The sequence below is a fragment of the Pseudoxanthomonas beigongshangi genome (assembly GCF_016820515.1).
Classification (GTDB): domain Bacteria; phylum Pseudomonadota; class Gammaproteobacteria; order Xanthomonadales; family Xanthomonadaceae; genus Pseudoxanthomonas_A; species Pseudoxanthomonas_A beigongshangi.
This window is the reverse complement of the sequence record NZ_JADHDV010000001.1, coordinates 187,867-212,347: the sequence shown is the minus strand read 5'-3', so window position 1 is coordinate 212,347 and position 24,481 is coordinate 187,867. Positions and strand designations below refer to the sequence as shown.

Sequence of the window (24,481 nt, the reverse complement as noted above, 5' to 3'; positions counted from 1 at the left end):
CGCGTCCCCCACAGATGCGGGCGCGGGCCTGCCGAAGCAACCCAATGCCCTAGATTAACAGGCCCGGCGGGTTCAGTCCTCCCAGTCCAGCCGGGTCGCCGCGCGGACACTGCCGCCGTCGAAACCTCGCCGGATCAGGAAATCTGCGGCCTTGCGCCGCCCGGCCAGATCGGTCAAGCCGGCCGGACCGAAACGGCGGCGGACGAGGTCGCACGCCGTTTCGGTCCAGTCGCCATCAAAAGTGTCCATGGCCGCCGCGATGGCGTCGCGATCCAGCCCATGGGTCGCCAACTCCGCGCGGATGCGGAGCGGCCCATAACCGCTGCCGGCCCGGCTGCGGACCAGCAATTCGGCAAACCGGCGGTCATCCTGCCAACCCTCGCTGGCCAGTCGTTCCACCGCCGCCTTGGCCTCCCCTGCATCCACGCCGCGGGAGGCCAGCTTGCGTTCCAGCTCCCGCCGCGAATGCTCGCGACGGGTCAGCAACCCGAGTGCCCGCTGGACCGGCGTCTGCTTGGGACGGGACCGCCGCGGACGCGGCGAGCCCGGCTTTTCATCCCTGCCCATCATTCCATCCGCCGGGTCGGGCGGCCGGCATCCATTCCAGGCCACTTCCCATGCCGAACGGCTCAGTCATCCTGGTCCGCGTCGTCGCTCTCGCCACGCGAGGCTTCGGCCGGCTGGAACTTCTCGCGCAGTTCGCCCTCCAGCTTGGCCGCGATCTGCGGGTTCTCGCGCAGGAAGGTCCGCGAATTGTCCTTGCCCTGGCCGATGCGTTCGCTGCCGTAGCTGTACCAGGCACCGGCCTTCTCGACCAGCTTGGCTTCCACGCCCATGTCGATGAGTTCGCCTTCGCGGCTGATGCCCTCGCCGTAGAGGATCTCGGTGACGACCTGCTTGAACGGGGGCGCCAGCTTGTTCTTGACGACCTTGATCTTGGTCTGGTTGCCGATGATCTCGTCGCCCTTCTTGATCGCGCCGATACGGCGGATGTCCAGGCGCACGGAGGCGTAGAACTTCAGCGCGTTGCCGCCGGTGGTGGTTTCCGGGCTCTGGCCCGGCATCATCACGCCGATCTTCATGCGCAGCTGGTTGATGAAGACCACCAGGGTGTTGGAGCGCTTGATGTTGCCGGTCAGCTTGCGCAGGGCCTGGCTCATCAGGCGGGCCTGCAGGCCCGGCAGCTGGTCGCCCATCTCGCCCTCGATTTCCGCCTTCGGCGTCAGCGCGGCGACCGAGTCGATGACGACGATGTCGATGGAACCCGAACGCACCAGCATGTCGGCGATTTCCAGCGCCTGCTCACCGGTATCCGGCTGCGAAACCAGCAGGTCGTCGACGTTGACGCCCAGCTTGGCCGCGTAGATGGGATCCAGCGCGTGCTCGGCGTCGATGAAGGCCGCGGTGCCGCCCTGCTTCTGGCATTCGGCGATGGCCTGCAGGGTCAGGGTGGTCTTGCCCGAGGATTCCGGTCCGTAGATTTCCACCACGCGGCCCTTGGGCAGGCCACCGATGCCGAGGGCGATGTCCAGCATCAGCGAGCCGGTCGGGATGACTTCCACCGGTTCGATCACGCGGTCGCCCATCCGCATCACCGAGCCCTTGCCGAACTGGCGCTCGATCTGGGTCAGGGCCACGGAAAGGGCGCGCTTCTTGTTCTCGTCCATCATCAGTTCCTCGGAAGTATCAATCGTTGAATGCAAGGCTAGCGGGGGTGGATCGCACGGGCTGCGACAGCCCCGGAAAATCTGAAATTAAGGAAATCGCCGTGGTCCGGCCATCGGGGAATCCGGCGGCCGGGCGTCGGACAAACCCGCACGGTTCCGTCGGCCCTTCACCGGTTGGGCCTCACCAGGCCGCAATACAGGCCTTCGATGGCGAAATCCTGATCCGGCTGCACTTCGATGGGCGAATAGTCGGGATTGCGCGGCAGCAGGCGAATCCGGTCCTTGCCGACCTTGAGCAGCTTGACCGTGATCTCGTCGTCGATGCGGGCGACGACGATTTGCCCCGAACGCGCGTCACGGGTGCGGTGCACGCCGATCAGGTCACCGTCGAAGATGCCCTCGTCGCGCATGGAATCGCCCTTGACCCGCAGCAGGTAGTCCGGAGCCGGGGCGAAGAACGCCCGGTCCAGCAGCACGTAGTCATGATGGCCGGCATCGGCGCCAATCGGCGCGCCCGCCGCGACCTGGCCCAACACCGGAATCCGCAGCCCGTCGTCGTTGGCGGAGGGGAATGCCAGCTCCAGCTCCGGCTGCGGCTGCACCGGCGCCTTCAGCAGGCGGATTCCGCGTGCCCGGCCCGGCAGCCGCTCGATGGCACCGGCCTGCTCCAGGGCTTCCAGATGGTATTGCGCCGCCCGCACGCCCTTGAACCCGAAGGCCCGGGCAATCTCGGTCTGGGAGGGCGGCATGCCCTCGGCCTCGATGCGCTCGGCAATCAGGGCGAGGATGGCTTGCTGGGTATCGGTCAGGTCCATGGTTAGTAGTATTACTACTAACAAACGCACTTGGCAAGCCTGTACCCCATTCCCTTTCGGCACGCCGGGGCCCCGCCAGCCTGCTGGCCGCGGAGTCGGCCTACTTCCGCCCGCTGCGCCAGATCGACAGCACGATCCAGACGCCGGTCATCGCCGCGAACACGAAGCCCAGCACGCCCATCGCCATCAGCCAGCGGTTGGAGATGCCTCCGCCGACGCTGTTCATCACGATGGACGAGCCGATGATCAGGGCGGCGGTGACCACGCCGATGGTCAGCCGGTTGGCGGCGCTGTTGAGCTGGTCGCCGAAGGCTTTCAGCGAGGTGATGTCCAGTTGCCCGCGCAGGCGTCCGCGGCGGGCCGCCTGCAGCAGGCGGCGCAGGTCCCGCGGCATGTCGCCGACCAGGTCCAGGGCGCCGGACAGGCTGCGGCGTCCCCGCCGGGCGACCGCGCGCGGTGAATAGCGATCCAGGATCGCCCGCTCCAGGTAGGGGCGCGCCTCGCTGGCCATGTCGAATTCCGGATCCAGTTGCCGGCCCAGGCCTTCCAGGGTCAGGAACGCCTTGATCATCAGCGCCAGATCCGGCGGCAGGCTCAGGCCGTGCCGGCGCAGCAGCGCAGCCACGTCGGTGAGCATCGCGCCCATCCGCAGTTGTTTCAGCGGCACGCCGCGATAGCGATCGGTGAACACGCCGACGTCGGCCTGCAGGCGGGTTTCGTCGACCGACGCGTCGCCCTCGGTCCAGTCGAGCAGGATGTCGGTGACGGCCTCCGGGTCCTCGCCGACCAGCCCGTTGAGCAAGCGCGCGACCTGGAATCGCCGCTGTTCGGACACGCCGCCGACCATCCCGAAGTCGATCAGGCCGATGCGACCGTCGCGAAGATAGAACACGTTGCCGGGGTGCGGATCGGCATGGAACAGGCCATCCACCAGCACCATCTTGAGCACGATCGCCGCGCCCGTGCTCGCCAGCGCGTGGCGATCCAGTCCCGCCGCGTCGACGGCCGCCAAATCGCAGCCGGGAATGCCGTCCACCCAGTCCTGCACGCTCAGGCGCTCGCTGGTCCATTGCCAGTGCACCGCCGGAATCAGCACTTCGGGATGGTCGCGGAAATTGAACGCGATGCGCTCGGCGTTGCGGCATTCGCTCGCGAAATCCAGTTCCGCGCGCAGCGACGCGGCGAATTGCTGGGCGATGCCCACCGGGTGATAGCGGCGCAGGTCGGGAACCTGCGCCTGGATGATTTCGGCCAGCCGCGCCAGCAGGCGCAGATCCGCTTCGACCACTTCGCGGATGCCCGGCCGGCGCACCTTCAGCACCACCGCCGTGCCGTCATCGAGCCAGGCGCGATGCGCCTGCGCCAGCGACGCGGCCGCGAGTGGTTCCGGATCCAGTCGGGCGAAGATGTTCTCCGGCGCGTCGCCCAGGTCTTCGATCAATTGCGGGCGGATGGCGTCATACGGCAACGCCGGCACCGCGTTCTGCAACCGGCTCAGCTCGGCGATCCATTCCGGTGGCAGCAGGTCGATGCGGGTGGCCAGCACCTGTCCAAGCTTGACGAAGGTCGGGCCCAGCGCTTCCAGCGCGCGGCGCAGGCGCTCGGGCGGCTCCATCCGCAGGGTTTCCTCCGCATGCTGCCAGTGCAGCAGGCGGCCGGCCCGTTCCAGCGCGCCGGCCAGGCCGACGCGCCGCACCATGTCGCCGAAACCGTTGCGGATCAGGACCGACGCGATTTCCTGCAGCCGCCCCAGATCGCGTACCGCCCCCAAGGTCTCCCACATGTCAGCGTCGCCCGTCCCTGCCCGTCTGCATCGTCACAACCGTTCCAGCCCGCGCAGCGCGGAGGCCACGGTCTGCCGGCGCACGGCGTCGCGGTCGCCGTCGAACTGGAACACTTCGGCGCGCGCGTAGCCGCCGCGCCGCTTCCAGCCAATCCAGACCGTGCCGACCGGCTTGCCCTCGCTGCCGCCGCCGGGGCCGGCGATGCCGGTCACCGCCACGGCGACGCTGGCACCGGAATTGACCAGCGCGCCGGACACCATCTCGATGACGGTCTCGCGACTGACCGCGCCATGGGTTTCCAGCGTCTGCGGGCGTACGCCCAGCAGCGCCTGCTTGGCCTCGTAGCTGTACGCCACCATGCCGCTGTCGAACCAGTCCGAGGAACCGGCGATGTCGGTCACCGTCTTGGCGATCCAGCCGCCGGTGCAGCTTTCCGCGGTCACCAGGTGATCGTGCTCGGCGCGCAGGCGGGCGCCAATCAGTTCGGCCTGCTCGCGCAGTTCGGCGTCGGAAGGAATCGCGGCCACGGTCGACATCGGCGAAGCTCGGGGGAAGAAGTCCCCGTTTTAGCCGAATTCGATGTTCCTGTCTGCCCGCCATCGGCATGCACCCGCCCGGAACGGGACGGGTGCATGCGCCATGCCGGCGGAATCGCCCGGGGGTTAGTACGTCACGCGCAGGGTCACGCCGTAGGTGCGCGGCGCGCCCAGGAACGCGTTGAACGAGTTGGTCGGATCGCCCGGCGTCGGCGAGAAGTTCTGCAGCGGGGCGTCGAAGCCGACCTGCTGGTAGGTCTCGTCGGTCAGGTTCTGTCCCCACAGCTCCACCATCCAGCGCTTGTTCTTCGCGCCGAAGCCGATGCGGGCATTGACCAGCGTGTAGCCCTCCTGGATCTTCTCGATGTCCATGTCCGAACCGGTGTTGTGTTCGGAGATGTACTTGGCGCCGACATTGAAGCGCCCGATCAGGCTGCTGCCGAAGTCCCACTGGTAGGTCAGCGACGCCGAACCCGACCACAGCGGCGCGAAGCTGATGTGGTTGCCCGGCAGCTTGTACAGGGTGCCGCCGGGAGCGACGAATTCCGAGGTGGGCCTGTCGTTGCCGTAGCGGGTGTCGGCATAGGTGAGGCCGGCCTGCAGCATCAGGCCATCCAGTCCGGTCTGCCACAGCACTTCGGCGTCGATGCCCTTGGAGGTGACCTTGGGAATCGAGCGCACCACATAGCTGGTGCCGAGGAAACTGTTGAGCTGGAAGTCGGTGAACTCCTGGTAGAACAGGGTGCCGTTGAGCAGCAGGTTGCCGTCCAGCCAGGTGGATTTGGCGCCGAGCTCATAGCTGTCGACGAATTCGCCGGGGAACGAGGTGTCCCTGACCGGCAGGATGCCGGCGGTGCCGCTGGACAGGCCCGTGTTCGACTGCACGCGATCCAGGTTGAAACCGCCGCCCTTGTAGCCGCGCGCGCCGGACAAGTAGGTCATCAGGTGGTCGTTCCAGCGGTAGGCGAACTTGAGCGTGCCGGACCACTCGCTTTCGGACCTGTCCTGCTTCGTGTGGCGTCCGTTGTGGGCGATGTTGGCCCAGGGCAGGCACATGTAGCCGATCGTGGTTGGCGCGAGCTGTTGGGCGACCGCCTGCGGAATCCCGCGCGCCATCAACGCGCCCACCACCTGTGCCGGGGCCATCAGCGCGGTCGCGCAGCCCAGGCTGCCGTTTGGATTGGTGTAGACCGAATCCAGTTCCTTCTTCTCGTGGGTATAGCGCAGGCCGAGCGTGATCGCCAACTGGTCGGTGGCATGCCAGGTGTTGTTGGTGAACAAAGCCGCGGTCCTGGCGTTCTGGTTGTAGGTGTCGTGCGCGCCCTCGCTTTCCCCCGGGAACACGCTGCCGAACGCCCGACCGGTGGCCTGCGAGGCGAACAGGAACGGATTGGCGGTGTTGACGGTGATGCCCAGCGGAGCCAGCTGACGGGCGAACAGGCTCAACAGCGCGGTCGACAGATACGCTTCGTAGTGCCTGCCAATCATGTACTGGTCGTGGCGCTCCAGGTCCTCGTCCGAATAGAAGAAACCCACCATCCAGTCCAGCTTGTCGGTGCTGCCGGTCAGCCGGAGTTCCTGGCTGAAGGTCTTGAACTTGGTCGAGGAGTCATCGAAGTTGTTGCGCCGGTACAGCAGGTCCGCGCCGCTGAAGTCGAAGTCCAGCGCGTTGACCGACTGCCAGTCGCGCGCGGCGGTGATCGAGGTGAGTGTGGCGCCGTTGAACCAGGGCGTGTTCCAGTCGATCTGGGTGGAGAAGCCCTTGTCCAGCACGCTCTGCTCGGTGCCGCGGTTGCTGTAGGCCAGGCGCCGCTCGGGATCGGCGACCGGAATGACCGCGCGCCCCACCCCGCCCGCGAGCGCATCCAGGATGTTGGCGGTCAGGCCGCGCACGGTGGTCACGCCGACGCAGCAGTTCTCGTCACGGCGGGTGTAGTCGGCGATGAAGGTGAAGTCGAGATCGTCGTTCGGTTCCCACAGCAATTGCGCGCGCAGGGTGCGGAAGTCGCGGTCGCTGTCCTCGCGTTGCGTGCGCGGTCCGGTGCCTGTGTTCACGTCGGTCACACCATCGCGGGTGCGCTTGGCGGCATAGATGCGGAAGGCGGCGTGGTCGCTGATGGCGTCGTTGTAGGCGCCCGAAACGCCGAACTCACCGTAGTTGCCGAAGGTCAGCTCGCCTTCCGCGCTCTGGGTGTAGCTGGGACGGCGGGTGATGACGTTGATCACGCCGGCGGAGGTGTTCTTGCCGAACACGGTGCCCTGCGGTCCTTTCAGGACCTCGATGCGTTCCAGTTCGCCCAGATCGCCGAAACCCACGCCGGTGCGCGGCCGGTAGACGCCGTCGATCACCACGCCCACCGCCGACTCCAGGCCGGCGTTGTCACCATTGGTGCCGACGCCGCGGATGCGCGCGGTGGTCTGCGACTCGTTGGTGGTCGAACTGACATGCAGCCCCGGCACCAGCAACTGCACGTCCTTGATGTCGGAAACACCGGCATCCTGCAGCAACTGCTCCGGCAGCGCGGTCAGCATGATCGGCACATCCTGCATCGCTTCCTCGCGCTTCTGCGCGGTGACCGTCATGGTCGCGAGCGTGGTCGCCTCCTCGTCGGGTTTGGTCTGGGCTGGCGTGGCCTCCTGCGCTTGCAGATTGGCGGACAGTGCGGCGAAAACGGCGAGCGCGAGTGCGCGGTGCTGCGGTTTGGCGACCATGTGTTCCCCTCCCCCGGGTCATGTCGGATGTGATCAATCGACTGCGATATTCGGACCTGCCTTGCGACTGCTGATATTCATTTGCGCGCATTGCGCGCCCCCTGTGCGAGGGAAGCTAGCACCCCTGGCCGCAACGAAGCATTTTGCAGCGCACCCATACGCAGACCGCGCACTTTGCACGGGAAAATAAGCACGCTCGTGCGGAAAATAGGTTACTCGCGCGATGGCGCGAACCGGGGCCCGACGTCTTCCTTCCAGCCCTTTGAGCGAGGGTGGCCACGCCTTGGCAATGCGATCAGGAACGACCGCATGGCGCATGCATGCCGACGGCGCGCGTGGCAATCCGCCGACCGCGGGTGCCAGCCATCGCCGGCGGCGGCGGCGCGCCCGCTCCTCGGTCCACCAGCGATCCCCTAAACTTGCAGCCTTTCCCCGCCCGGCTGCATGGCCTTTCCGCCGATGTCGGACGGGCGCCCGGCGCGCCGGATGTTTTCCAGAAGGTCACATGAAGCAGGACAAGTCGCAGGAACACACGCCCCTGATGAAGCAATTCTTCGCCGCCAAGGCGGAGTATCCGGATCTGCTGCTGTTCTTCCGGATGGGGGATTTCTACGAACTGTTCTACGACGACGCCCGCAAGGCCGCGCGGCTGCTGGACATCACCCTGACCCAGCGCGGCAACTCCGCCGGCGCGCCCATCCCGATGGCCGGCGTGCCGCACCACGCCTACGAGAGCTACCTGGCCCGGCTGGTCGCGCTGGGTGAATCGGTGGCGATCTGCGAACAGATCGGAGACCCCGCCCTGGCCAAGGGACTGGTCGAACGCAAGGTCGTGCGGGTGGTCACGCCGGGCACGGTCACCGACGAGGCCCTGCTCAACGAGCGCCGCGACACCCTGCTGATGGCGATCGCCCGTGGTCGCACGGGTTACGGCCTGGCCTGGGCGGATCTGGCCGGCGGCCGCTTCGTGGTCAACGAGGTCGACGGCGAGGACGGACTGGAAGCCGAGCTTTCGCGGCTGGAACCGGCGGAAATCCTGCTGGCCGACGAGGACGGCTGGCCGGAGTTCCTGCGCGGCCGGCACGGTCTGCGCCGGCGCGCGCCCTGGCTGTTCGATCCGGAGAACGGGCGGCGGCAACTGCTGCAGTTCTTCCAGGTGCGCGATCTCAACGGCTTCGGCATCGAGCGCATGCCGCTGGCGACCGGCGCGGCCGCGGCCCTGCTCGGCTATGTCGAGGAAACCCAGAAGCAGCGGCTGACCCATCTGGGCGCGATCAGTACCGAATCGGCGAGCGACGCGATCGCCATGAACGCCGCCACCCGCCGGCACCTGGAGTTGGACACCCGTATCGACGGCGACACCGCCAACACCCTGCTCGGCGTGCTCGACAGCACCATCACTCCGATGGGTGGCCGCTTGTTGCGCCGCTGGCTGCATCGCCCGCTGCGCGATCACCACACGCTGGGCGAGCGCCACCAGGCGGTCGAAAGCCTGATCGAAAGCGGGCTGGACACCGGCCTGCGCGAACGCTTCCGCGCCCTCGGCGACATGGAGCGCATCCTGACCCGCGTGGCCCTGCGCTCGGCGCGTCCGCGCGATCTGTCCACCCTGCGCGACGCGCTGGCGCTGTTGCCGGACATCCGCCAGGCGCTGGCCGGCGCGACGGTCTCGTCCACCACGCTCGCGGGTTCGCCACGCCTGGCCGAACTCGCGGCCGAACTGGGCGAGCATGCCGACGTCGCCGCGCTGCTGGCCCGCGCGATCGCACCGCATCCGGCGCTCAAGCTGGTCGACGGTGGCGTCATCGCCGACGGCTTCGACGCCGATCTGGATGAACTGCGCCGGCTGAGCACCCACGCCGATCAGTTCCTGGTCGATCTGGAGGCCCGCGAACGGGAGCGCAGCGGCATCGCCACCCTCAAGGTCGGCTACAACCGCGTGCACGGTTACTACATCGAGATCAGCAAGGGACAGGCCGACCGCGCGCCGGTCCACTACACCCGCCGGCAGACCCTGACCAACGCCGAACGCTACATCACCGAGGAGCTGAAAAACTTCGAGGACAAGGTGCTGTCGGCCCGCGAACGTTCGCTGGCGCGCGAGAAGGGCCTGTACGAGGGCCTGCTCGACTCGCTCAACCAGAACCTGGAACCGCTCAGGCGCTGCGCCGCGGCGCTGAGCGAACTGGACGTGCTGGCCGGCTTCGCCGAACGCGCGCAGGCGCTGGACTGGTCCCGCCCCACCCTCACCGCCGCCCCCGGCCTGCGCATCGAACGCGGGCGCCACCCGGTGGTGGAAGCGGTGCGCGCCGAACCGTTCGAGCCCAACGATCTGCACCTGGACGAAGCGCGCCGGATGCTGATCATCACCGGCCCCAACATGGGCGGCAAATCGACCTACATGCGCCAGAACGCGCTGATCGTGCTGCTCGCCCATATCGGCAGCTTCGTGCCGGCAACGCGCGCGGACATCGGTCCGATCGATCGCATCCTCACCCGCATCGGCGCCGGCGATGATCTGGCGCGCGGGCAGTCGACCTTCATGGTCGAGATGGCCGAGACCAGCTACATCCTCCACCACGCCACCGCGCAATCGCTGGTGTTGATGGACGAAATCGGCCGCGGCACCTCCACCTACGATGGCCTTGCCCTGGCCGACGCGGTCGCCCGCCACCTGGCCAGCCAGAACCGCTGCTACACCCTCTTCGCCACCCACTATTTCGAACTCACCGCGCTGGCGGACGGTTCCGCCGAAGGCGGCGAGAGCGGCATCGCCAACGTCCACCTGGATGCGGTCGAACACCACGACCGCGAACGCGGCGATACCCTGGTGTTCATGCATGCGGTGAAGGACGGTCCGGCCGATCGCAGCTTCGGCCTGCAGGTCGCCGCGCTCGCCGGCCTGCCGCGATCCACCGTCGCCCAGGCGCGCCGGCGGTTGGCCGAACTGGAAGCGCGCGGCCGGGAAAGCCATGCCTCGGCGATGGCCCCGCAGGCGCTCGACGCCCCGCAGCAGATCGGCCTGTTCGCGCCCGTTCCCTCCGCCGCGATGGAAGCGCTGGCGGCGCTGGAACCCGATGAACTGACTCCCAAGCAGGCCCTGGAAGCACTGTATCGGCTCAAGCATCTGCTCTGATCCGACGACCTGCCGCGACACTTCGCGTCGCAACGGGCATCCTCCGCTCGACAACATGCGCGTAACGCTCCCCGGGTATCGTGACGCGGTCCGGGTCGCTGCCTTGCGCACCGCACCATTGAGCGGTGCTATCGGATTGTTCGCCAAAAACGATTTTGCTTAATCGCAAAGCCTGCCTAGTCTGGCCGTGTCCCTTTCATCGCCAACGAGATCGTCAGCCATGAACGCGTTCCCGACCCTTCCGCGTCCGTCACGTCAGCAGACACCGCGACGACGATAGCGCCACTGCAACACGCATCCGCCTCCGGCGTCCGCACATGCGGTGCGGTGCCGCCCTTGTTCCCTCCCCAGGCCATCCGGTTTCTCTCAGGAACCGCGCGCGGCTTTCCCATTCCGCCTTTCCCAGGACCACAGCCCAGGAGCACGACCATGAATCTCGAAACCGCCAAATGTCCCTTCAATCATCCTGTCGGCGGCGGCACCACCAATCGCGACTGGTGGCCGAAGCAACTGCGCGTGGATCTGCTGCACCAGCATTCGTCCAAGTCCGATCCGATGGACAAGGACTTCAACTACGCCGAGGCGTTCAAAAGCCTGGATTACGAAGCGCTGAAAAAGGATCTGGCCGATCTGATGACCGACTCGCAGCCGTGGTGGCCGGCGGATTTCGGCCACTATGGTCCCTTGTTCATCCGCATGGCCTGGCACAGCGCCGGCACCTACCGCATCGGCGACGGACGCGGCGGCGGCGGACGCGGGCAGCAGCGCTATGCGCCGCTCAACAGCTGGCCGGACAACGTCAGCCTGGACAAGGCGCGCCGGCTGCTGTGGCCGATCAAGCAGAAGTACGGCAACCGGATTTCCTGGGCGGATCTGATGATCCTCACCGGCAACGTCGCGCTGGAGACGATGGGCTTCAAGACCTTCGGTTTCGCCGGTGGCCGCGAGGACGTGTGGGAACCGGATCTGGACGTGTACTGGGGTTCGGAAACCGCGTGGCTGGGTGGCGACAAGCGCTACTCCGGCGAGCGCGACCTGGAGAACCCGCTGGCCGCCGTGCAGATGGGCCTGATCTACGTGAATCCGGAAGGCCCCAACGGCAATCCGGATCCGGTCGCCGCCGCGCGCGACATCCGCGAAACCTTCGCACGCATGGCGATGGACGACGAGGAAACCGTCGCCCTGATCGCCGGCGGCCACACCTTCGGCAAGACCCACGGCGCGGGCGAAGCTTCGCATGTCGGCGCGGATCCGGAAGCCGACGACATCGTCGCCCAGGGCCTGGGCTGGCGCAGCACCCACGGCACCGGCATCGCCGGTGATGCGATCACCAGCGGGCTTGAAGTCACCTGGACGACGAAGCCGACGCAATGGAGCCAGGATTTCTTCAAGCACCTGTTCGGTTTCGAATGGGAACTGACCAAGAGCCCGGCTGGCGCGCACCAGTGGAAACCGAAGAACAACGCCGGCGCCGACACCGTGCCAGATGCCCATGACGGCACCAAGCGGCGCGCACCGAACATGCTGACCACCGATCTGTCGCTGCGCTTCGATCCGGCGTACGAGAAGATCTCGCGGCGCTTCATGGAGCATCCGGATCAGTTCGCCGATGCGTTCGCCCGCGCCTGGTTCAAGCTGACCCATCGCGACATGGGGCCGCGCGCGCGCTATCTCGGCCCGGAAGTGCCGAGCGAGGAACTGATCTGGCAGGACCCCGTGCCCGCCGTGGATCACCCGCTGATCGATGAAGCGGACATCGCCGCGCTGAAGAAGAAGATCCTTGAATCCGGCCTGTCGACGGGCGAGCTGGTGTCGACCGCATGGGCCTCGGCCTCCACTTTTCGCGGTTCCGACAAGCGCGGCGGCGCCAACGGCGCACGCATCCGGCTGGCGCCCCAGAAGGACTGGGAGGTCAACGAGCCCGCGCAACTGGCGAAGGTGATCAAGGTGCTGGAAGGCATCCAGGCGGGCTTCAACGGCGCGCAATCCGGCGGCAAGAAGGTCTCGCTCGCGGATCTGATCGTGCTGGGCGGCGCGGCGGCGGTCGAGGACGCCGCGAAGAAGGCCGGTCATCCCGTCGCGGTGCCGTTCTCGCCGGGGCGCACCGATGCCTCGCAGGAACAGACCGACGTGGCCTCGTTCGCGGTGTTGGAACCGGCTGCCGATGGCTTCCGCAACTACCTCAAGGGCAAGTACAGCGTGCCGGCCGAAAGCCTGCTGATCGACAAGGCGCAGCTGCTGACCCTGACCGCGCCGGAGATGACTGTGCTGGTCGGCGGCCTGCGCGTGCTCGGTGGCAACGTCGGGCAGACGAAGCACGGCGTGTTCACCGACCGCCCGGGCGTGCTGGGCAACGATTTCTTCGTCAACCTGCTCGACATGCGTACCGAGTGGAAGGCCACCTCCGACAACGAGGCGGTGTTCGAGGCACTCGATCGCAAGACCGGCGAGCGCAAGTGGACCGGCACCCGCGTGGATCTCATCTTCGGTTCGCATTCCCAGCTGCGCGCGCTGGCCGAGGTGTATGCCAGCGCGGACGCGAAGGAGAAGTTCGTGCGCGATTTCGTCGCCGCCTGGGCCAAGGTGATGGAACTGGATCGCTTCGACCTGCGCAACGCCCGCAAGGCGGCCTAGAAGACGCCGCCTTGGCGCCCCGTCCGTCCGGACGTGCCGGACGGACGGGGCGCTTCCATCAGCAGGCGCCAGCTGCTGGCGCAACGTGCCTTCTCCCCGGGTTAACCATCAACGTCACGGTTTGGCGCTAGCATCGGCGGTTCCAACCCGCGTCCAGGAGGACGGCCGTCATGAGCAACCAGTCTCTCGCGCAAGAACTCTTCGCCCAGCTCCAAGGCGCGCCGTTGCAGCAGGTCTCCCAGCAACTGGGCATCGGCCAGGCCGAGGCGTCCGGCGCGGTCGGCGCGGCGCTGCCGCTGCTGATGGGCGCGCTGGGCCGCAACGCGGAGCAGCCGCAGGGCGCCGAGGCGCTGTTCGGCGCGCTCCAGCGCAACCACAGCGGCCTGGATATCGGCAGCGTGCTGGGTTCGGTCCTGGGCGGAGCCTCCACCCCGGAAGCCAACGGCGCCGGCATTCTCGGCCACATCTTCGGCGGCAACCAGCCGCGCGCCGAAGCCGGCCTGGGCCAGGCCACGGGCCTGGACAGCAACCGCGCCGGCCAGCTCCTCAAGATCCTCGCCCCGATCGTGCTGGCCTTCCTCGCCCAGCGCATGAGCCAGGGCGGCCAGGGCTCGCCCGGCGCGCTCAGCCAGGTGCTCGGCCAGGAGCAGCAACAGATCCGCCAGCAGGGTGGACTGGGCGGCGGTCTGCTCGGCGCCGTGCTGGATCAGGACGGCGACGGCCAGTTGGGCCTGGGCGACCTGCTGAAGGTCGGCAGCGGATTCCTCGGCGGCGGCCGCTGACCGTTGGAGCCGAGCTCGCTCGGCTGCTTTTTTCCTCGAAGCCCCAGCGGAGCAAGCTCCGCTCTACATCCGCGTAGAGCCGAGCTCGCTCGGCTGCTTTTTTCCTCGAAGGCCAAGCGGAGCAAGCTCCGCTCTACGCGCTTACATCGCGTCGATATCGCCCAGGGCACGGATCAGGCGACGGGCGCGCTTGTCTGGCTTGGATAGCGGAGCCTGATAACCCGTGCGTTCGGCGCGTCGCGTGGCGGCGGCGGCCTCGCGGCGCTGCCGCGATTCATCGCTTTCTCGATACAGCGCCTGTGCCACGGGCGCGGAGCCACGCTGCTCGCTCAATCCCTCGACGCGGATGCCGTAGGTGTCCTCGCCACGCACGACCTTGAGTTCATCGCCCACGCGCACGATGCGCGATGGCTTGGCGCGTTGCCCCGCGACGTCCACCTTTCCGGTTTCCACCGCCTGCTTGGCCAGGCTTCGGGTCTTGTAGAAGCGCGCGGCCCACAACCAGATGTCGAGGCGGACGCCGGGCGCGGCGGCGGGTGAATCGGAACTCATCGGTTCAGGGCTTGCGCGGCAATGGATGGCTCAAGGGAACGGTGACGCTGTGCTGGTCGGCCTGCTGGCAGGCCTTGGAAGCATGATAGTCGCGCACAGCCTGCCGCTGCTCCGGCGTGGCCTTGTCCGGCATTGGCTGCTGGGCGGCGGCGCGCAGCTCGTCGGCGTACCAGGGGAACGGCAGATCCGACTGCGTATCCAGGCTCATCGCATCGCCGCCGGCGCAGCCGGCCAATGCGCACGACAGTACAACCGCACTCCATCGCCCACCGTGAAAACCCATCATCGTCACGCTCCGCCGTGCCACGAATGGAAGACAGTCTGCATCGATGCCGATGTGGACGCCAGAAACGCAAACGGCCACCCGAAGGTGGCCGTTCAGCGATGGCGCTTGCGAGTGGATTACTCGGCAGCGGCGGCCAGGCGCGCCTTCTTGGCGGCGGCATTGGCGGCCAGGTCTTCCTTGATGCGGGCGGCCTTGCCTTCCAGATCGCGCAGGTAGTACAGCTTGCCCGAACGGACCTTGCCGCGACGCTTCACTTCGACCGAGTCGATGGAGGCGCTGTGGGTCTGGAACACGCGCTCGACGCCGTAGCCGTGCGAAATCTTGCGCACGGTGAAAGCGGAGTTCAGGCCGGCGTTCTTCTTGGCGATGACCACGCCTTCGTACGCCTGCACGCGCTCGCGGTTGCCTTCCTTCACCTTCACGTTCACGACGACGGTGTCGCCGGGACCGAAGGCGGGCAGCTCACGCTGGATCTGGGCGGCTTCGAATTCCGCGATGATGGACTTGTTGAGACTGCTCATGGTGGCACCGTTCTGTATGCGTGGGTGTGTCGTTCGACAGCAATGACTGATGCAGTCGCCGGATTGCGCTGCACGATATTGTTATGGGGTTCCGGGCCGGTCAGGCGCTGGAAGCCCGCCATCTTACTGATTTTTCTTGGTCCTGGCTAGCTTTCGTCCTGCCCGCCCCGGGCGGCCCGGAACGCCGCCAGCAGGGCCCGGTCGGCCTTGGACAGGCCGGACTCGTCCAGCAGGTCCGGCCGCCGCAGCCAGGTCCGGCCCAGCGATTGCTGGCGGCGCCAGCGGGCGATGGCGGCGTGGTTGCCGGAACGCAGCACGTCCGGCACGTCGCCCAGTTCGGGGTGCTGGGCCGGATGGGTGTAGTGCGGGCAGTCCAGCAGGCCGTCGTTCTCGAAACTGTCCTGAACGGCCGATTCAGCATCGCCAAGCGCTCCGTCCTGCAACCGGGCCACGGCGTCCACCACCACGGCCGCGGCCAGCTCGCCACCGGACAGCACGTAGTCGCCGATGGAGATTTCCTCGTCCACCTCGGCGTCCAGCAGGCGCTCGTCCACGCCTTCATAGCGGCCGCACAGCAGGATCAGGCGCGGCCTCGTCGCCAGTTCGCGGACCTTGCGCTGGGTGAGCGGCCGGCCCTGCGGGCTCAGGTAAATCACCGGCGCTGGCGCCGGATCCGCCGCGCGCGCCGCAGCCAGGCAGGCACGCAGGGGCTCGATCATCATCACCATGCCTGGGCCGCCGCCGAACGGACGGTCGTCCACCCGCCGGTAGCCGCCCTCGGCGTAGTCGCGCGGATTCCAGCCCTGCAAGGTCAGCAATCCGCGTTCCTGCGCGCGCCCGACCACGCCCACCGCCGCGGCCTGGGCGATGAACTCGGGAAACAGGGTCAGGACGTCGATGCGCATGGAAAGCCTGGAGGGGAAACACGTGAATCGGGAACGGAGTATTGCCCAGCCCCGATGCCGGCTCCAGCGATCAGAACTCGGGATCCCAGTCGACCGTGATGCGCTGGGCATCGAAGTCGACGGATTGGACGACGTCGGGTTCGATGAAGGGAATCAGCCGCTCCCGCTCGCCCCGCACCACCAGCACGTCGTTGGCGCCGGTGGAGAACAGGTGCGAAACGGTGCCGAAGTCCACGCCGTCGATCGTCATCACGCGCAGGCCTTCCAGGTCCACCCAATAGAACTCGCCGGGTTGCGGTGGCGGCAGTGCGTCGCGCGGGACCAGGATTTCGATGCCCCGGAGGGCGTCGGCGGCATCGCGATCGGCGATGTCCGGTACGTTCGCGATCAGGTGCTTGCCGGAAGCCTTGCCACGCACGCCCGACAGCTCGCGCTCGGCGCCGGAGCCCTCGCGGAGAATCCAGGGCTGGTAGCGGAAAATGGCATCGCGCGGTTCGGTCCAGGATTCCAGCTTGACCTGTCCGCGAACGCCAAAAGCGCCCGCGAAGCGGCCCAGCAGGATGGTCTTGCCGGGACGCGGCGGGCGCTCGTTATCCATGCGTCAGCATGGCCGCGCCGGGGCGCGGCCCGAGGGATCAGGCCGAAGCCTTGGTGGCTTCCTTGTACAGGTTGCGGACCTTTTCGGTCAGCTGCGCGCCGTGGCCCACCCAGTGGTCCACACGGGCGACGTCCAGCTCGATGCGCTTCTCGTTGCCGGCGGCGACCGGGTTGTAGTAACCCACGCGCTCGATGTTGCGGCCGTCACGGGCGCTGCGCGAGTCGGTGACGATGATGTGGTAGAAGGGGCGCTTCTTGGCGCCGCCACGGGTAAGGCGGATCTTGACCATTGCTCTATTTCCAGTGTTGCCCAGTCGCCAGGATGGCGAGGTAAGCCGACTATTCTAAGCCATTGAACGGCGGAAGGAAACCGCCTCTCAGGCCGGGTTTTCCCAGGGCATGCTGCCCAGCGCCGCGCCGAGCCGGTCCATCAAGCCCATGTCCGGGGCGTATTCGACCCCGTCGATGCCCAGGAGGGGCTGGATGCCGCTGGCATTGGCGGCGAAAGCGGCGCGGAAGCCGCCGGCCTCGGCCAGCGCCACCAGGCGGGTTTCCTGGGCAATCCCCTGCCCGGCCAGGCCGGCCTGCAACAGTTGCTCGCAGGTTCCTCGCAAGGCGGGGGCCAGCGGCCAGATCACGGCCTGGCCGTCCCAGAACCCGATGTTCCAGATCGAGCCCTCGCTGACGTGCCCATCCGGGGTGACGAACAGCGCGTCGTCGAATCCGTCCAGCAGCGCCTGCCGCCGGTAGTGGAACAGCGGGAAAGTGCCGACATGCTTCAGGTGCGGCTGCGACCGCTCGAATGGATACGACTTCACCCGCAACGGCGGCTTGTCGGCCGGAGCGGCCGGCCCGAGCGTGATCAGCACGTCCGGATCCACTGGCCGCAGCGGCTGGCGGTAGTCGAATCCGCGCGCGAACACGGTGAAGCGCAACGAGGCGTCGGCCGGGCCGGCCCGCAGTGCGGCAACCAGTTCGGCGACGATGCGCCCGCGCGGCAACTCGGTGCCGAACAGTTCACGGGTGGCGCGCTGCAATCGCGCGACGTGGAAATCCAGTCCCTGCACCGCCCGATCGCGCACCTGCATCGCGGTGAAATGGCCGTAATTGACCACCGCCAGCGCGCGCAGCGCGTTGGCGTCGGCGTCGGCGGGCTGTCCGTTGAGCAGGGCGATGGACATGGTTCCGTCTCAGCCGTTGTTGTCGAACACCATTGTGGGAGCGACGTCAGTCGCGATTCGACGGCGTTGGAACATCCGGGATTTCGCGACTGACGTCGCTCCCACAGGATGAGCCACCAGGACTAGCGGAACGGCAGGCCGCCGCGCGCGCCCATCATGCCCTTCATGCCGCGCATCAGGCCCTTCATGCCGCCACCGGCCATCTTGCTCATCATCTTTTCCATCTGCTGGTACTGCTTCATCAGCTTGTTGACGTCGGCCGGCGTGGTGCCGGAACCGCGCGCGATGCGGGCGCGGCGCGAGCCGTTGAGCAGCGCCGGGTTGCGGCGCTCCTTCTTGGTCATCGAACCGATGATGGCGATCATCCGCGGCACTTCCTTGCCCTGGCTGACCTGCTGCTTCACGTGGTCGGGGATCTGGCCCATGCCCGGCAGCTTGTCGAGCAGGCCACTGATGCCGCCCATGTTCTGCATCTGCTCCAGCTGATCACGCATGTCGTTGAGGTCGAACTTCTTGCCCTTGGCGACCTTGGCGGCGAGCTTCTCGGCCTTCTCGCGATCGACGTTCTGCTCGACCTGCTCGACCAGCGACAGCACGTCGCCCATGTCGAGGATGCGGTTGGCCACGCGCTCGGGGTGGAACACGTCCAGGCCGTCGGGCTTCTCGCCCACGCCGATGAACTTGATCGGCTTGCCGGTGATGTAGCGCACCGACAGCGCGGCGCCACCACGCGCGTCACCGTCGGTCTTGGTCAGCACCACGCCGGTCAGCGGCAGCGCCTCGCTGAAGGCCTTGGCGGTGTTGGCGGCGTCCTGGCCGGTCATCGCGTCGACCACGAACAGCGTTTCCACCGGCTTGACCGCCGCGTGCAGCGCCTTGATCTCGGTCATCATCGCTTCGTCGATCGCCAGGCGGCCGGCGGTGTCGACCAGCAGCACGTCGACGAACGACTTGCGCGCATCGTCGATGGCGGCACGCACGATGGCTTCCGGCTTCTGCGAGGCCTCGGACGGGAAGAACAGCACGTCCACCTGCTCGGCCAGGGTCTTGAGCTGCTCGATCGCGGCCGGACGGTACACGTCGGCGCTGACCACCATCACCTTCTTCTTGCGGCGTTCCTTCAGGTGCTTGGCGAGCTTGCCCACGGTGGTGGTCTTGCCCGCGCCCTGCAGGCCGGCCATCAGGATGACCGCCGGCGCCGGCACGTTGAGGTTCAGATCGGCGGCCTGGGCGCCCATCACCGTGGTCAACTCGTCGCGGACGATCTTGATCAGCGCCTGGCCCGGGGTCAGCGACTTGAGCACTTCCTGGCCGACCGCGCGCACCTTGATGCGCTCGATCAGCGCCTGCACCACCGGCAACGCCACGTCGGCTTCCAGCAGGGCGATGCGGACCTCGCGGGTGGCCTCGCGGATGTTCTCCTCGCTCAGGCGGCCACGGCCACGCAGCCGCTCGATGGTGCCGGAAAGACGCTGGGTGAGGGACTCGAACATGGGAAGCGGGAACCTGGGAAAAACGGAGGCGGATTATAGCCCGGCGGGGCGGAAGGTCCCGGCGCGCGGCTTTCCCGCGGCCTCGCGCTGTTCCCGGTTCCGGCCCTATGCGACACTTCGCCGATGACAATCGTTCTCATCGCCATCCTCGGCTACCTGACCGCCACCGCCCTGCTGGTCCGCGCGGCCGCGCAATCGGCGCTGGACGTGCGGCGGGGCTGGCTGTGGCCGGCGCTGATCGCGGTGGTCCTGCATGGCGGCTACCACCTGCTGGTGGCCTGGCGCACGGCCGGCGGGCCGGACATGCATTTCTACTCGGCGCTGTCGCTGGTCAGCCTGGGCATGGCCGCGCTGACCGCGCTGGCCGGCGCGCGCGGGCGGATGGCCACGCTGGGCGTGGTCGCCTTCCCGCTGGCGGCGGCGCTGCTGCTGGCCTACCACGAGTTCGGGCACGCGCCTTCTCCCGGCCTGGACTGGCGCCTGCAACTGCATGCCTGGCTGGCCTTGCTGGCCTATGCCACGCTGGCGGTCGCGGCGCTGCTGGCGATCATGCTGCTGGTGCAGGAACGCGCGCTGCGGCGACGCCAGTTCCATGCCTGGCTGCGCGCCCTGCCGCCGCTGACCGAACTGGAGGATCTGCTGTTCCGGACGATCGCGGTCGGTTTCGCCCTGCTCACCGCCACCCTGCTGACCGGCGTGCTGTTCGTGGAGAACCTGCTGGCCCAGCACCTGGTCCACAAGACCGTGCTGAGCGTGCTGTCGTGGCTGGCCTTCGGCGCGCTGCTGGTCGGCCGCTGGCGCTACGGCTGGCGCGGCAGCAAGGCCGCCGGCTGGACCCTGTTCGCGATGGCCCTGCTGCTGCTGGCGTTCTTCGGCAGCAAATACGTGCTGGAACAGGTGCTGCACCGCGCTTGAGGCCGGAAAGGCGGCACCGCCGCCAGTTTCATCCCTTCCGCGACCGGGTTCGTCGCCCGGCACCGGCTTCCATCGGATCCGCCCGCTTTCCCGCATCCGCCCTCGCTATGGTCGCGTCTTCCGCCGTCAAGGAATGAACGCGCATGGCCGCATCGAATACTGTTGCCCGCCCTCCCCTCCGCCGGCGTTGGTTGAAGCGGTTGTGCCTGGCCCTCTTCGCGCTGGTGTTCGCGGCGGCGGCCTGGGATGTCACCACTTACGATGCGCGTCCCTGGCTGGCCGACTACCGGCGGCTCAAGCACGACATGGCGCAGGGCTATGCGAACCTGGACTGGATCGCCACGCACCGGCAACTGGATCTGGCCGCGCTGGATCGCGACACCACCGCCGCATTGAACCGCGCGCATTCGCGCGTGCGTGCCTTTCTGGCGCTGCGCGGCTTCGTCAAGCGTTTCGGTGACCCGCACCTTCGGCTGGAACCGGCGCAGCGCCCGGCGACACAGCCGTTGGCCTCCACAACCGACCGCGCGATCGAACGCGCCGATCCCGCGGCCGGTGCCGACTGCGAAGCCGCCGGCTACGAAGAAGACGAACACGCCTTCATCCTGCCGTTCGCCAAGCTGCCGGATTGGCGCGCGCTGCCGGGCAAGCACTTCCCCGCAGGCCGTTTCGGCGACATCGGCGTGCTGCGCATCGCCCAGTTCGGCGAGCAGCGTTATCTGGCCGCGTGCCGGCAGGTATTCCGGGCGGGCATCGGCCAACGCGCCCTGCAACTGAAGGTGCGCGCGTACCTGCAATTGGAACTGGCCCGCACGCTGGCCGCCCTGCATGGGGGCGGCGCCCGCCGGCTGCTGGTCGACGTGACCGGCAACGGCGGTGGCAGTGAATGGGTCTCCGAGGTCATCGCCCTGCTCGCCCCCGGCGAACTGCAACGCGCCCCGCCGCGCTTGAGCGCGCCAACCTGTGATCGCGGCCGCGTCTGGTACGGCGAAACCGAATGCCCGGTGCTGGCACCGGACGGAGAACGCGAACGCATCTCCGGGCGCGGCGCCTGGCCCGGCCGTATCTTCATCCTTGCCGATCACGGCACCGCCTCGGCGTCGGAGGATCTGGTCGCCTGGCTGCAGCAGAACCAGGCGGCCACCATCCTCGGCGAACGCACGCTCGGCGCGGGATGCGGTTACGTCGACGGCGGTGGGCGCACGGCGCTGAGCGTCGCGCCCTTCGATGTGGTCATGCCCAACTGCGCGCGCTTCCTCGCCGACGGCACCAACGAAATCGAAGGCATCGCGCCCGACGTGGCGATCGCGCTGCACGATGAGGACGGCATGCAGCGCCTGGTCACCGCGCTCGCGCAACCCGCCTTGCGCGCGGCGCCGGTTACTCCGCCGCCGCCTCCAGCGCCTGCGACAGCCGTTCCACCGCGATCACCTCCAGCCCCTTGAACGTGCCCGACTTGGGCGCGTTGCCCTTGGGCACGATGGCGCGCTTGAAACCGTGGGTGGCCGCCTCGCGCAGGCGTTCCTCGCCGTTGGGCACCGGACGGATCTCGCCGGACAGCCCGACCTCGCCGAACGCCACCGTCTTCTCCGCCAGCGGCCGATCCCGCAGCGACGACAGCACCGCCAGCAGCACCGGCAGATCCGCCGCGGTTTCCTGCACGCGGATGCCACCGACCACATTGACGAACACGTCCTGATCGCCGACCACGATGCCGCCGTGGCGATGCAGCACCGCCAGCAGCATCGCCAGCCGGTTCTGCTCCAGGCCGACCGCGACGCGACGCGGATTCGACAGCGGCGAGGCATCCACCAGCGCCTGCACTTCCACCATCAGCGGGCGGGTGCCTTCGCGGGTCACCAGCACGCAACTGCCGGGCTGCTGCGCGCTGCCGCCGGACAGGAAGATCGCCGAAGGATTGGACACTTCCTTCAGGCCCTTCTCGCCCATCGCGAACACGCCCAGTTCGTTGACCGCGCCGAAGCGGTTCTTGAACGCACGCAACAGGCGGAAGCGGCTGCCGCTCTCGCCCTCGAAATACAGCACCGCGTCGACCATGTGTTCCAGCACGCGCGGACCGGCGATGCCGCCTTCCTTGGTGACGTGGCCGACCAGGAACACGGCGGTGCCGGTTTCCTTCGCGTAGCGCACCAGCCGCGCCGCGCTCTCGCGCACCTGGCTGACCGACCCGGGCGCGGCGGTCAGCGACTCGGTCCACAGCGTCTGCACCGAGTCAGCCACGATCAGCCGCGGCCGCGCGGAGGACGCATGCTGGAGGATGTTCTCGATGCCGGTCTCGGCCAACGCCTGCAGATTGTCCAGCGGCAGATCCAGGCGCACCGCGCGCCCGGCCACCTGCGCCAGCGATTCCTCGCCGGTCACGTACAGCGCCGGGAAGCTGGCCGACATCTTCGCCAGCGCCTGCAACAGCAGGGTGGACTTGCCGATGCCGGGATCGCCGCCGACCAGCACCACCGCGCCTTCGACCAGTCCGCCGCCGAGCACCCGATCGAACTCGCCGATGCCGGTGCTCACCCGCGCTTCCTCGCTGTGGCGGACATCCTTGAGCGCGGTGATCTTCGGCGCATCGGCCTTGCCCGCCCAGCCACTGCGGCGGGTCGCCGGTGGACCGGCGGCCGCTTCCAGCGCGATCTGGGTCAGCGTGTTCCAGGCATTGCACTCGCCGCACTGCCCCTGCCACTTGCTGAATTCCGCGCCGCACTCGTTGCAGACATACGCGGTCCTGGCCTTGCCCATCGTCTCGCCTTGCCAAACTGAAGGCGCTCAGGATACCGGAGCGGGATCGCAGGGATGGAGACGGGGTTGGCGCCGGGGCATCCCGCGCAAATCCCCCGTCGCCCGCTGCGCGGCCGCCCGCCCCCTTTTTCAAAGGGGGCTAAAGCAGCTCTTCGGGCCCCAAAGCATTCGAAATCCTCAAGCAAGTCGCTTTTGCCTCCCCCTTTGAAAAAGGGGGATTGAGGGGGATTTGCTTCCACCACCCGCCACAATGCGCAACCCGGGTCAACGCCATCCCGGCAGGCTGTCCCCGCGCCCCGAGGAACCCCGGACCGAATGAAACGCCCCGCCACCCGCCGCAGCTACGCCGCCCGCATCGAGAAAGTGGTCACCCACCTGGTCGCCCACCTCGACCAGCCACTGACCCTCGAACACCTGGCGGAGATCGGCCACTTCTCGCCCTATCACTTCCACCGCATCTATCGCGGCGCGATGGGCGAGACCGTGGCCGACACCCTGCGGCGCATGCGCCTGCACCGCGCCGCGGTGGAACTGCGGCACGGCACCCGCTCGCTGTCGGCCATCGCCGGCCGCTGCGGCTACGGCAGCGCTGCCGCCTTCAACCGGGCATTCGCGCAGGCTTACGGGATTCCTCCGGGCGCATTCCGCCAGCGCGGCATGGAAGCGACGCTTCCGCCGCGCCCCGACCTGTCAGAACCCGAGGATTTCCCCATGTACGACGTCAGCATCCAGACCTTCCCCGCTATCACCGTCGCCGCCCTGCCCCATCGCGGCAACTACCAGGACATCGGCGAGAGCTTCGAGAAACTCGCCGCCTGGGCGGCCGGCCAGGGCGTGCCGCCGCAGGCGCGATCGTTCGGCCTGTACTACGACGATCCCGAAAGCGTGCCCGCCGACGCGCTGCGCTCGGACGCCTGCGTGGAAATCGCGGCGACCGCCGACGTGCAGGCACCGTTGCGCCCGCTGACCCTCGCCGGTGGCCGCTACGCGGTGCTGGTGCATGTGGGGCCCTACGCGGAGCTGGATCGCCCCTATCGCTGGCTGTTCAGCGAATGGCTGCCGGCCAGCGGTGAGGAAGCCGCCGACGCGCCGGTGATGGAGGAATACCTCAACGATCCGCGCAGCGCGCCGCCCAGCGAATGGCGCACGGCGATCTGCCTGCCACTGCGCTGAGCGAAGTTGAACGGCGCGGCAGCGACACCGCCGCC

At 67.9% G+C, this 24,481-nt stretch carries 21 protein-coding genes; 6 read left to right on the top strand and 15 right to left on the bottom strand.

What is annotated here, in order from left to right:
- Positions 1 to 72: 72 nt before the first annotated feature.
- The 6 genes from recX to IQ458_RS00925 form a co-directional block, all read right to left on the bottom strand.
- Complete coding sequence (recX, locus tag IQ458_RS00950; protein WP_203321621.1) at positions 73 to 567, bottom strand: recombination regulator RecX; 495 nt, start codon at positions 565 to 567, stop codon at positions 73 to 75.
- Positions 568 to 629: 62 nt separating this feature from the next.
- Positions 630 to 1,667 (bottom strand): recombinase RecA, encoded by a 1,038-nt coding sequence (gene recA, locus IQ458_RS00945; protein ID WP_183642622.1) that lies wholly within the window; start codon positions 1,665 to 1,667, stop codon positions 630 to 632.
- Between the two features lie 167 nt (positions 1,668 to 1,834).
- On the bottom strand, positions 1,835 to 2,482 hold the full coding sequence (gene lexA, locus IQ458_RS00940) for a transcriptional repressor LexA (protein ID WP_192197572.1): 648 nt from the start codon (positions 2,480 to 2,482) through the stop codon (positions 1,835 to 1,837).
- A 100-nt stretch (positions 2,483 to 2,582) separates the two neighbouring features.
- Positions 2,583 to 4,265 (bottom strand): ABC1 kinase family protein, encoded by a 1,683-nt coding sequence (locus tag IQ458_RS00935; RefSeq protein ID WP_183642625.1) that lies wholly within the window; start codon positions 4,263 to 4,265, stop codon positions 2,583 to 2,585.
- A gap of 33 nt (positions 4,266 to 4,298) precedes the next feature.
- Positions 4,299 to 4,802 carry a CinA family protein gene (locus tag IQ458_RS00930; RefSeq protein ID WP_181444093.1) on the bottom strand — a complete coding sequence of 168 codons (504 nt, stop codon included), beginning with the start codon at positions 4,800 to 4,802 and terminating at the stop codon, positions 4,299 to 4,301.
- Positions 4,803 to 4,928: 126 nt separating this feature from the next.
- A complete protein-coding gene (locus IQ458_RS00925) occupies positions 4,929 to 7,514 on the bottom strand; it encodes a TonB-dependent receptor (protein WP_192197571.1) in 2,586 nt (861 codons plus the stop codon).
- Between the two features lie 505 nt (positions 7,515 to 8,019).
- Here IQ458_RS00925 and mutS point away from each other — a divergent pair.
- The 3 genes from mutS to IQ458_RS00910 all read left to right on the top strand — a co-directional run bounded on the left by mutS (position 8,020) and on the right by IQ458_RS00910 (position 14,066).
- Positions 8,020 to 10,650, top strand: a complete 2,631-nt coding sequence (mutS, locus tag IQ458_RS00920; protein WP_203321620.1) for a DNA mismatch repair protein MutS — start codon at positions 8,020 to 8,022, stop codon at positions 10,648 to 10,650.
- A 429-nt stretch (positions 10,651 to 11,079) separates the two neighbouring features.
- Positions 11,080 to 13,284, top strand: coding sequence for a catalase/peroxidase HPI (gene katG / locus IQ458_RS00915; RefSeq protein ID WP_203321619.1), 2,205 nt, complete (start codon positions 11,080 to 11,082; stop codon positions 13,282 to 13,284).
- Between the two features lie 170 nt (positions 13,285 to 13,454).
- The gene (locus IQ458_RS00910; RefSeq protein WP_141453462.1) at positions 13,455 to 14,066 is read left to right on the top strand and encodes a DUF937 domain-containing protein; all 612 of its coding nucleotides are present in this window, start codon (positions 13,455 to 13,457) and stop codon (positions 14,064 to 14,066) included.
- A 141-nt stretch (positions 14,067 to 14,207) separates the two neighbouring features.
- Here IQ458_RS00910 and IQ458_RS00905 read toward each other — a convergent pair whose 3' ends face one another.
- The 8 genes from IQ458_RS00905 to ffh all read right to left on the bottom strand — a co-directional run bounded on the left by IQ458_RS00905 (position 14,208) and on the right by ffh (position 19,601).
- A complete protein-coding gene (locus tag IQ458_RS00905; RefSeq protein WP_203321618.1) occupies positions 14,208 to 14,618 on the bottom strand; it encodes an RNA-binding S4 domain-containing protein in 411 nt (136 codons plus the stop codon).
- Positions 14,619 to 14,622: 4 nt separating this feature from the next.
- The gene (locus IQ458_RS00900; RefSeq protein WP_203321617.1) at positions 14,623 to 14,826 is read right to left on the bottom strand and encodes a hypothetical protein; all 204 of its coding nucleotides are present in this window, start codon (positions 14,824 to 14,826) and stop codon (positions 14,623 to 14,625) included.
- Positions 14,827 to 15,020: 194 nt separating this feature from the next.
- A complete protein-coding gene (gene rplS, locus IQ458_RS00895; RefSeq protein WP_141453468.1) occupies positions 15,021 to 15,425 on the bottom strand; it encodes a 50S ribosomal protein L19 in 405 nt (134 codons plus the stop codon).
- Positions 15,426 to 15,571: 146 nt separating this feature from the next.
- Entirely contained in the window at positions 15,572 to 16,330 is a 759-nt protein-coding gene (gene trmD / locus IQ458_RS00890) for a tRNA (guanosine(37)-N1)-methyltransferase TrmD (RefSeq protein WP_203321616.1), read from the bottom strand.
- A 70-nt stretch (positions 16,331 to 16,400) separates the two neighbouring features.
- Entirely contained in the window at positions 16,401 to 16,928 is a 528-nt protein-coding gene (rimM, locus tag IQ458_RS00885) for a ribosome maturation factor RimM (RefSeq protein WP_192197566.1), read from the bottom strand.
- A gap of 37 nt (positions 16,929 to 16,965) precedes the next feature.
- Positions 16,966 to 17,217 carry a 30S ribosomal protein S16 gene (rpsP, locus tag IQ458_RS00880; protein WP_183642906.1) on the bottom strand — a complete coding sequence of 84 codons (252 nt, stop codon included), beginning with the start codon at positions 17,215 to 17,217 and terminating at the stop codon, positions 16,966 to 16,968.
- Positions 17,218 to 17,304: 87 nt separating this feature from the next.
- Entirely contained in the window at positions 17,305 to 18,108 is an 804-nt protein-coding gene (locus IQ458_RS00875) for an aminotransferase class IV family protein (RefSeq protein WP_203321615.1), read from the bottom strand.
- 122 nt (positions 18,109 to 18,230) lie between these two features.
- A complete protein-coding gene (gene ffh, locus IQ458_RS00870; RefSeq protein ID WP_203321614.1) occupies positions 18,231 to 19,601 on the bottom strand; it encodes a signal recognition particle protein in 1,371 nt (456 codons plus the stop codon).
- A 123-nt stretch (positions 19,602 to 19,724) separates the two neighbouring features.
- Between ffh and IQ458_RS00865 the strand changes: the two genes are divergently transcribed.
- Both IQ458_RS00865 and IQ458_RS00860 read left to right on the top strand, forming a co-directional pair.
- Positions 19,725 to 20,516, top strand: a complete 792-nt coding sequence (locus IQ458_RS00865) for a cytochrome C assembly family protein (protein WP_203321613.1) — start codon at positions 19,725 to 19,727, stop codon at positions 20,514 to 20,516.
- A gap of 200 nt (positions 20,517 to 20,716) precedes the next feature.
- A complete protein-coding gene (locus tag IQ458_RS00860) occupies positions 20,717 to 21,961 on the top strand; it encodes a S41 family peptidase (RefSeq protein ID WP_203321612.1) in 1,245 nt (414 codons plus the stop codon).
- Here IQ458_RS00860 and radA read toward each other — a convergent pair.
- Complete coding sequence (radA, locus tag IQ458_RS00855) at positions 21,897 to 23,273, bottom strand: DNA repair protein RadA (RefSeq protein WP_192197561.1); 1,377 nt, start codon at positions 23,271 to 23,273, stop codon at positions 21,897 to 21,899. The two genes, IQ458_RS00860 and radA, sit on opposite strands and share 65 nt — an antisense overlap.
- Before the next feature lie 315 nt (positions 23,274 to 23,588).
- On the opposite strand from radA, the gene IQ458_RS00850 reads away from it, so the two are divergent.
- A complete protein-coding gene (locus IQ458_RS00850; protein ID WP_203321611.1) occupies positions 23,589 to 24,446 on the top strand; it encodes an AraC family transcriptional regulator in 858 nt (285 codons plus the stop codon).
- Positions 24,447 to 24,481: the final 35 nt, after the last annotated feature.